This is a genomic window from Algoriphagus sediminis, assembly GCF_030403435.1.
GTDB lineage: Bacteria > Bacteroidota > Bacteroidia > Cytophagales > Cyclobacteriaceae > Algoriphagus > Algoriphagus sediminis.
This window is the reverse complement of sequence record NZ_JAUEPH010000003.1, coordinates 661,600-668,573: the sequence shown is the minus strand read 5'-3', so window position 1 is coordinate 668,573 and position 6,974 is coordinate 661,600. Positions and strand designations below refer to the sequence as shown.

5 protein-coding genes are annotated in these 6,974 nt (G+C 36.9%); 1 reads left to right on the top strand and 4 read right to left on the bottom strand.

Annotation, left to right across the window (positions count from 1 at the left end):
• Nucleotides 1-51: 51 nt before the first annotated feature.
• From QVH07_RS09315 to htpG, 4 genes are all read right to left on the bottom strand, one after another.
• Entirely contained in the window at nt 52-1,095 is a 1,044-nt protein-coding gene (locus QVH07_RS09315; RefSeq protein WP_289999896.1) for a BF3164 family lipoprotein, read from the bottom strand.
• A gap of 1,269 nt (nt 1,096-2,364) precedes the next feature.
• Nucleotides 2,365-3,642, bottom strand: a complete 1,278-nt coding sequence (locus QVH07_RS09310) for a DUF4934 domain-containing protein (protein ID WP_289999895.1) — start codon at nt 3,640-3,642, stop codon at nt 2,365-2,367.
• Complete coding sequence (locus QVH07_RS09305) at nt 3,623-3,901, bottom strand: hypothetical protein (RefSeq protein ID WP_289999894.1); 279 nt, start codon at nt 3,899-3,901, stop codon at nt 3,623-3,625. Before QVH07_RS09305 ends, QVH07_RS09310 begins: the two co-directional genes overlap by 20 nt.
• Before the next feature lie 213 nt (nt 3,902-4,114).
• On the bottom strand, nt 4,115-6,001 hold the full coding sequence (htpG, locus tag QVH07_RS09300) for a molecular chaperone HtpG (RefSeq protein WP_289999893.1): 1,887 nt from the start codon (nt 5,999-6,001) through the stop codon (nt 4,115-4,117).
• A 300-nt stretch (nt 6,002-6,301) separates the two neighbouring features.
• Here htpG and QVH07_RS09295 point away from each other — a divergent pair, with 300 nt between their 5' ends.
• Entirely contained in the window at nt 6,302-6,967 is a 666-nt protein-coding gene (locus tag QVH07_RS09295) for a heme exporter protein CcmB (RefSeq protein WP_289999892.1), read from the top strand.
• The last annotated feature ends 7 nt before the right edge of the window (nt 6,968-6,974 follow it).

Genomic DNA, 6,974 nt, shown 5'->3' with positions numbered 1-6,974 from the left:
CTTAGGTTCAGGCTTATAAAGCCTAAAAAGCAGGCTATTTTAATCAAACAACTATTTGAGATTATATTTGATTATTTCATATTCATACCTATCACTACCTTCACTCAAACCATATAATTGATCATCTTTATAAATAGAAAATGAAAAAATAGGTGTTTCTAAAACGTATCTTTTTACAGGCTTACCTGAAGTATCAAATACTAAAACTACATTTGCATTGTAATCTTTGAATTCCCTGTTTGTAACATATAAAAAATAAATATAATTATCCGATCTGAATACATCCGAATAATAATATAACGAACCAAATTCACTGGATAAATTTAACTCATCAGGACCGATAAAAGCTTTTTTTGAGTTGGTTTCGAGATCGTAAATTTCAAACATCGGAAGATCCTGATAATAGCTGATTATTCTCTGTTCTAACTTGAAGAGCTTGGCATTATAGCGAGCTTTATGGATAAATTCATCTGGCAAACCATCAATTTTCAAATCTTCAAATGGAACTCGATCCAAACCGAGAGACATTGAATTCGATTTAAGATCAAGACTGTAAAACCTATCCTCTGACTCAGATTGTTGAATAGGATTTCCTATCGAGAAAATCAAACTTTGTTCCTTATCAATGGATTTACTAAAAATTAAATCCTTATGTTGGTAGACTTCCGAAGGTATGTTGTTCCCGCTGACCAAGCTATCCAAATTATAAACTAAAATTTTACCCTGCTCGATATCAAAAATCCCAAGTCTCTCACTTCCCTCATCAAGGAATTGCCAAACATCTAAAACTTCGTTAGGCCCTGCGCCCCTATTGCCCCTCATCCCTAAATAATCACCCGTTTCACTATGGATAACGTGCATAACATTTTGGGAAACACGTTCTGTTACAAACAGGTAATTTTTCAATATATGAATCTTTGTTGGCTTGAAAAGAGAATCTGATGCCAAAAGCGTTTGAGGTTCATCCAATTTTATTTCAGTACCAAAATCATCATAAACAAAGAAAATTTCTTCATCCTCAATAGAATCTGATTCTCGAGAACAACTACACAGCATAGCAAATGCTAAAAAATAAACCTTTTTCAATTTTAACATAATAGGAGCTCAATTATTGAATACGACAAGGCAATAAATAAGTATAATGCCTTGCCGACAAGAATAATTTTCTATAATCCAATAGATTTTTTCTCGTCATGATCTAAACAAGTAATTATTTGCTTAGCTCCATTCTCATCCTCATGTGTAAACGTACAGACCTCCCCCAAAAAGTGTCTGCATTTATCAGCACACGAAGGTGTACTTGTCAGTGCAACAACTTTTTGCATTGGTCGAATAAAAGGGTGCTCAAAGCTAAATTGGGTTTGGAAAAAGGCGACCAAAAAAAACAGAACCACGCCTAATCCTTTAATAATTTTTTTCATCATCTTAAATTTAAGTTAAACATTTATTTAAAAAGCTCGCTGCGCATTGAACTTAAACTAAATAAATCCCCCTCTATTTAAAAATTTAAGTCTTAGTTAAAAGAATTATGAACGAATTTTATAAGTGTCTGATATTCAGTAACTAATTTTTGTTTATGCCTCTAAGGCGTCAGATTGGTCATTTTTTATCACCTGCGTTTTTAATTATTTCAAATGCATTTTTTCAGAATGGTCAATTTTCATCCAAATTCTAAGGAGGATTTTTGAACAAGTTTTTCTAACATCCAATGATTCTTGGAATAAAAAAACCTCAGCGGGCTTGTAGTCCACTGAGGTTATATTTCTGACCTTTAGCTTTGCCTTACAGCAAATCCACACTTCGCTGAACGAAGGAAGTTAGGTCTTTACCAGTCAAAAGCTTAGCCAAACCGAAGGCATGTTTTGGAAGGTTAATTCTTTAAATTCTATGTTTTTAAAACTTTAAGCCCGCCTAGCGAATAGGCTCTACTCTTTTAAACTATTCAACCAATTGCCTTCATTTAAACTATCAGCCCGCAGAATTATCAGACTTTTCAAGGACTTCCCCTCCTTTTGAAATAAAAATGGAATTCCAAGCACAAATCTAGAATTCCCAGATAAGTTAATTATCTGATTATCCAGCTTATAAGCCTGCCTAAAGGCCCTTAATTCAATTTCTGAATCAAACCTTGTAATAATCGAAATACTTGGGAACTCTTTAATTTGTGACAAGATTGGCAGCTTACAGGTTTGACAAACAATCTTATCATCGAAATACAAAAACCAATCCCCCTCTGATTTTTGAATGATTTGATAATCATTAGCATACCAAGTCAATATACCTTGGGTATACTCATCGTTAATATCAATCTTATCCGGTTGACAACCAAGAATGTAAACCATGAAACATCCAAGGTAAAACACTCTATTTAGAATCCACCTTTTCAAAATTTACCTTTATGTAAACGATTACAGGACTTGAACCTGGATTTCTATCTTTCACTAACCTATAAGCTTCAGGATTACTTTGCCTATAAATCAAACTATCCTTTGATTCAAAACTTTGCTTCATTGCCATTAAGGCTTCATCTGAAATTAGAGTAATGAAGTCATTTTTTAAAGTCCCAAGAATCCTACCTGTTAATAATAAATTTGACGTTTTAAATTCATTAAAACTAAATCCTTCTCTGGAGTAAAGATTATAAAAAATATGCTTTAATTCTGGCAATCCGTGATTAAAGTATAAAATGGAATCAGATACAAAGCACTGGTTTATTCCGATTGATTTTTGATTGGCTAGAGCATAGTTAATTAGCTGCGTTCCTGAACTATTCGCATTCGAATACTTGAATTCGTTTGGTATTTTGTAATGTCCAAAATCAATTGCAAATCTTGCGGAGAACAAGCCTTCACTAGGATTCACTTCATAAATTGTATCATTAAGGAGCTCGGTATAATAAATATTATTGCCATGCCTAGAAAAGGTTTGATTGGGCTTTAAATCAAAACCTCTTAAGTTTTTGGGAATAGATAAAAAACTCGAATCATTTTTCAGAAAATTATCCGCAATCGTCAAATTTTCGCAATTGCTAAGTAGTCCGCAGTTGTTACCATGGGAAATCACAAAAAATCCATTTTGACTTTCAAAAGATGAATAATAATGATCTCTTCCTAAGTAGAGCTTTTTAACTAGTTGACCATAATTAATATCGTAAACCCAGATAGTTTTACTTGCGAAGTCAAGAATATTCAGGGTGGAATTAGAGAAGTCAACTGTGACATCTCGTATTTCTCTATATTCATCTGGCCCTTCCCCGTAATTCGAAATGGTATACAGAAAGTTTCCATTTTGGTCAAACGCATGGACGGAATAGGATCCATTTTTATCCAACAGAAATATCCTCTCTTCTGAAATAATCACCTTATCATAGTTTATGATAAAGGTAGAATCCAGCGATTCTAACTCCACCACCTTCGCAATCGAAAAAAATTGATCCAAATTGGCCTCATTTAGAAACTCCAAATTATCCAGGTCAAGTTGGATAAGATTATCTTTTCTACTTTGATAAGAATCAAAAGAATTATCCGGAGTGCATGACAAAATGATATTAATCCAAAAAAGGCTAAATACAATTACTCCAAAAGAATTAGGAATGGGGATCTTTTTCGCGATCCCCTTCTTTTTAAAATGGCGTAAAAACATTCTTGTCAGTGTCACAAGTAGAAAAAGCCCATTGGCAAATTCCCATAACTCCAAGTGCTTTGTGGCCTCCTCGGACGACAATTCCTAATGGTAATTCGGTACCCGCTACCTCAACACCCGACTGAACATCGGTATCATAAACAATTTGTAATGCATTCTCTTTGAGATATGAAGTTCCGGCATCAGTTTTTTGTGATCCACAGAAAAATATTGTAAACATCACAAATAGACAGATTGAAAAAAGTTTTGAAGATTTCATTTTTGAAAAATTAAAGTTAAACAATTGATTAAAAAGTCTATCGCGCTTTTGACTGTAACTAAATATACTTCCCTTCTAATTATATCACAAACCTTCGGTTTATTTTTTTAAGATTTTTTAGTTTGTAAGCTTCTTTAGGTTTATACCTAGAAAATAAACCTCCGAGTTCTTCATGACCTCGGAGGTTTAATATTTATCCAAATTCAAATAGCCTTACAGCAAGTCTACACTTCGCTGAACGAAGGAAGTTAGGTCTTTACCAGTCAAAAGACCCTGAGAAAGCTTTGCCAAATCGAAGGCTTGCTTAGCTAGCTTCATCTTGGTCTTCTCAGTTTTGGCTTTGATAATCTTATCCACTACAGGGTGATTACCATTGATGGCCACTTTGTAGGCATCTGGCATGGCTCCATAAAAGCCCATTCCACCGCCGCCGGTAGCAGCCATCTCTTTCATTCTTCTCATGAATTCTTCCATGGTGATGGTCACAGGCATTTCCTCTGGACTTAATCCTTCCACTTCTACCGTATAAGACTGATCACCTATAGCCTTTTCGAATAGTTCTTTTACTTCTTTGCTTTGCTCTTCAGTAAGGAGGTTTGCCTGAGCATCTTCCTTCTGGATGAGCTTATCCACCACGTCCGCATCCACACGCTTCAGCTGAGTTTTCTCAAGCTTCGCTTCTAAATTCTGGATAAAGTGGCTATCGATCGGTGAATCCATCACCAAGACATCGTAATCTTTCTTGTTGGCAGACTGGATAAATGCATCCTGCTGGTCCACATCCGTGGCGTAGAGATAGATTGTCTGATCGTTCTTATCTGTTTGAAGGGCTTTTACTTTGTCCTCATACTCCTGGAATGTAAAATACTCTCCATTGGTATTTTTCAGCAAGGCAAAGTCTTTTCCTTTTTCATAGAATTTCTCTTCGGAGATCATTCCATACTTTACGAATAGACCGATATCATCCCACTTGCTCTGATAAGATTCTCTGTCTTTCTTAAACAATTCGGCGAGCTTATCTGCCACCTTTTTGGTGATGTAGTTATTGATTTTCTTGACATTAGAATCTGCCTGAAGGAAGCTTCTAGACACATTCAAAGGGATATCAGGAGAATCGATGACACCATGAAGAAGCATCAAGAATTCAGGAACAATATCTTTTACCTCATCGGTAATAAACACCTGACGGCTGAAGAGTTTAATTTTATTTCGCTGAAGCTCAAATTCATTTTTCACCTTTGGGAAATACAAAACCCCCGTTAGGTTAAATGGATAGTCTACATTCAAGTGAATCCAGAATAGTGGATCCTCTGACATGGGGTATAGCTCCTTGTAAAACTTCAAGTAGTCCTCATCCTTTAAATCATTGGGAGACTTCGTCCAAATGGGTTCGGTGGTATTGATGATATTATCAACTTCCACGGACTTCCACTTTTTCTTGCCCTCCTTATCCTCTCCGTCTTCTACGGATTCGGTCTTTGTTCCAAACTTGATAGGTACAGGAAGGAACTTCGCGTATTTGTCCAAAATCCCCTGGATCTTGAACTTGTCCACAAACTCCTCTGAGTCCTTATTGATGTAAAGAATTACATCGGTTCCTCTTTCTTTTCTATCTCCTTCAGTGATTTCGAATTCCGTGGTTCCATCACAAGTCCATCTGGCTGGTTCTGCGCCATCTTGATACGAGAGGGTGCTGATCTCTACTTTATCAGCAACCATAAAGGCAGAATAGAAACCAAGGCCAAACTTTCCGATGATCTCATTGGCATCTTTGGCATCCTTAAATTTCTCCACGAATTCTTCCGCTCCTGAGAAAGCCACTTGGTTGATGTATTTCTTGATTTCTTCTGCGGTCATTCCCAGACCCTTGTCAGAAATGGTAATGGTCTTCTTTTTCTCATCGAATGAAACCTCCACAGTTGTGTCGCCTAAATCGCCGGAGTATTGGCCAAGTGTGGCTAGACGCTTGATTTTCTGAGTAGCATCGACAGCATTGGACACAAGCTCCCGAAGGAAGATTTCATTGTCTGAGTAAAGAAATTTCTTGATTATCGGGAAAATGTTCTCGGTATGTATCGAGATAGTACCTTTTTCCTGCATGATTATAATTAGGTTTAGTTAAACACAATTTTTTGATACAGCTAGCATATCAATGCTTGTTCCAAACGGGATTTGGTGTCAAATTGGCAGAAGTCAGTAATCAGTTACCGGTTTTCTGTTGGCAGTTTTATGGGGTGTTTGATGCCTGCAATGGCTTATGGATTATCTCCTCTTGGCTGTGGGCTATAGGTTATAGGTTGTAGGTTGTAGGTTTAGAAATTGAATTCAAACTTCATCATTCCCAACTCGTAAATCTGAAATCATAAATCCTAATTCGGACTTCCATCTTATCTTTGTCCCATGCTGAAGCAAATATCCGTTTTGATCAAAAAGGAACTCACCCTGGAATGGAGACAAAAGTTCGCCTTAAATGGGATTTTGCTTTATGTGGTCTCAGCCGTTTTTATCACCTATTTAAGCTTTGGTGCCAGAAGCGGAGCATTATCAATACCTACCTGGAATGCGCTTTATTGGATCATTATCCTTTTTTCTGCCGTGAACGCCGTTGCCAAAAGCTTTGTGCAAGAGCACCAAGGGCGACAGCTTTATTACTACATGATCGCATCTCCTGAGGCAATCATCCTCTCAAAAATCATTTACAACACTGGGCTCACGCTGATCTTAGCCTTATTGGGCTATGGAGTTTTTTCTATGATTTTGGGAAACCCAGTTCAGGACCATGCATTATTTCTGTTGAATTTAATCCTAGGGGCCATGGGATTCTCCGCGAGTCTGACCATGGTTTCAGCTATCGCTTCCAAAGCTGGGAATAATGCCACGCTAATGGCTATCCTCAGTTTTCCGGTAATCATTCCCATCTTGCTTATGGCTATTCGAATTTCTAAGAATGCTTTGGATGGATTGGATTGGAGTGTAAGTGCTGACAAGGTGCTTTCTCTATTAGCCATCAATGCCATCGTAGGGGCTACCGCCTATATTCTCTTCCCCTATTTGTGGAGATCCTGAATTTTGG

Bases quoted from the DNA above. Each gene is read 5' to 3' on its own strand.
- QVH07_RS09315 (WP_289999896.1), bottom strand. From the start codon at position 1,095: ATGTTAAAATTGAAAAAGGTTTATTTTTTAGCATTTGCTATGCTGTGT.
- QVH07_RS09310 (WP_289999895.1), bottom strand. From the start codon at position 3,642: ATGTTTTTACGCCATTTTAAAAAGAAGGGGATCGCGAAAAAGATCCCC.
- QVH07_RS09305 (WP_289999894.1), bottom strand. From the start codon at position 3,901: ATGAAATCTTCAAAACTTTTTTCAATCTGTCTATTTGTGATGTTTACA.
- htpG (WP_289999893.1), bottom strand. From the start codon at position 6,001: ATGCAGGAAAAAGGTACTATCTCGATACATACCGAGAACATTTTCCCG.
- QVH07_RS09295 (WP_289999892.1), top strand. From the start codon at position 6,302: ATGCTGAAGCAAATATCCGTTTTGATCAAAAAGGAACTCACCCTGGAA.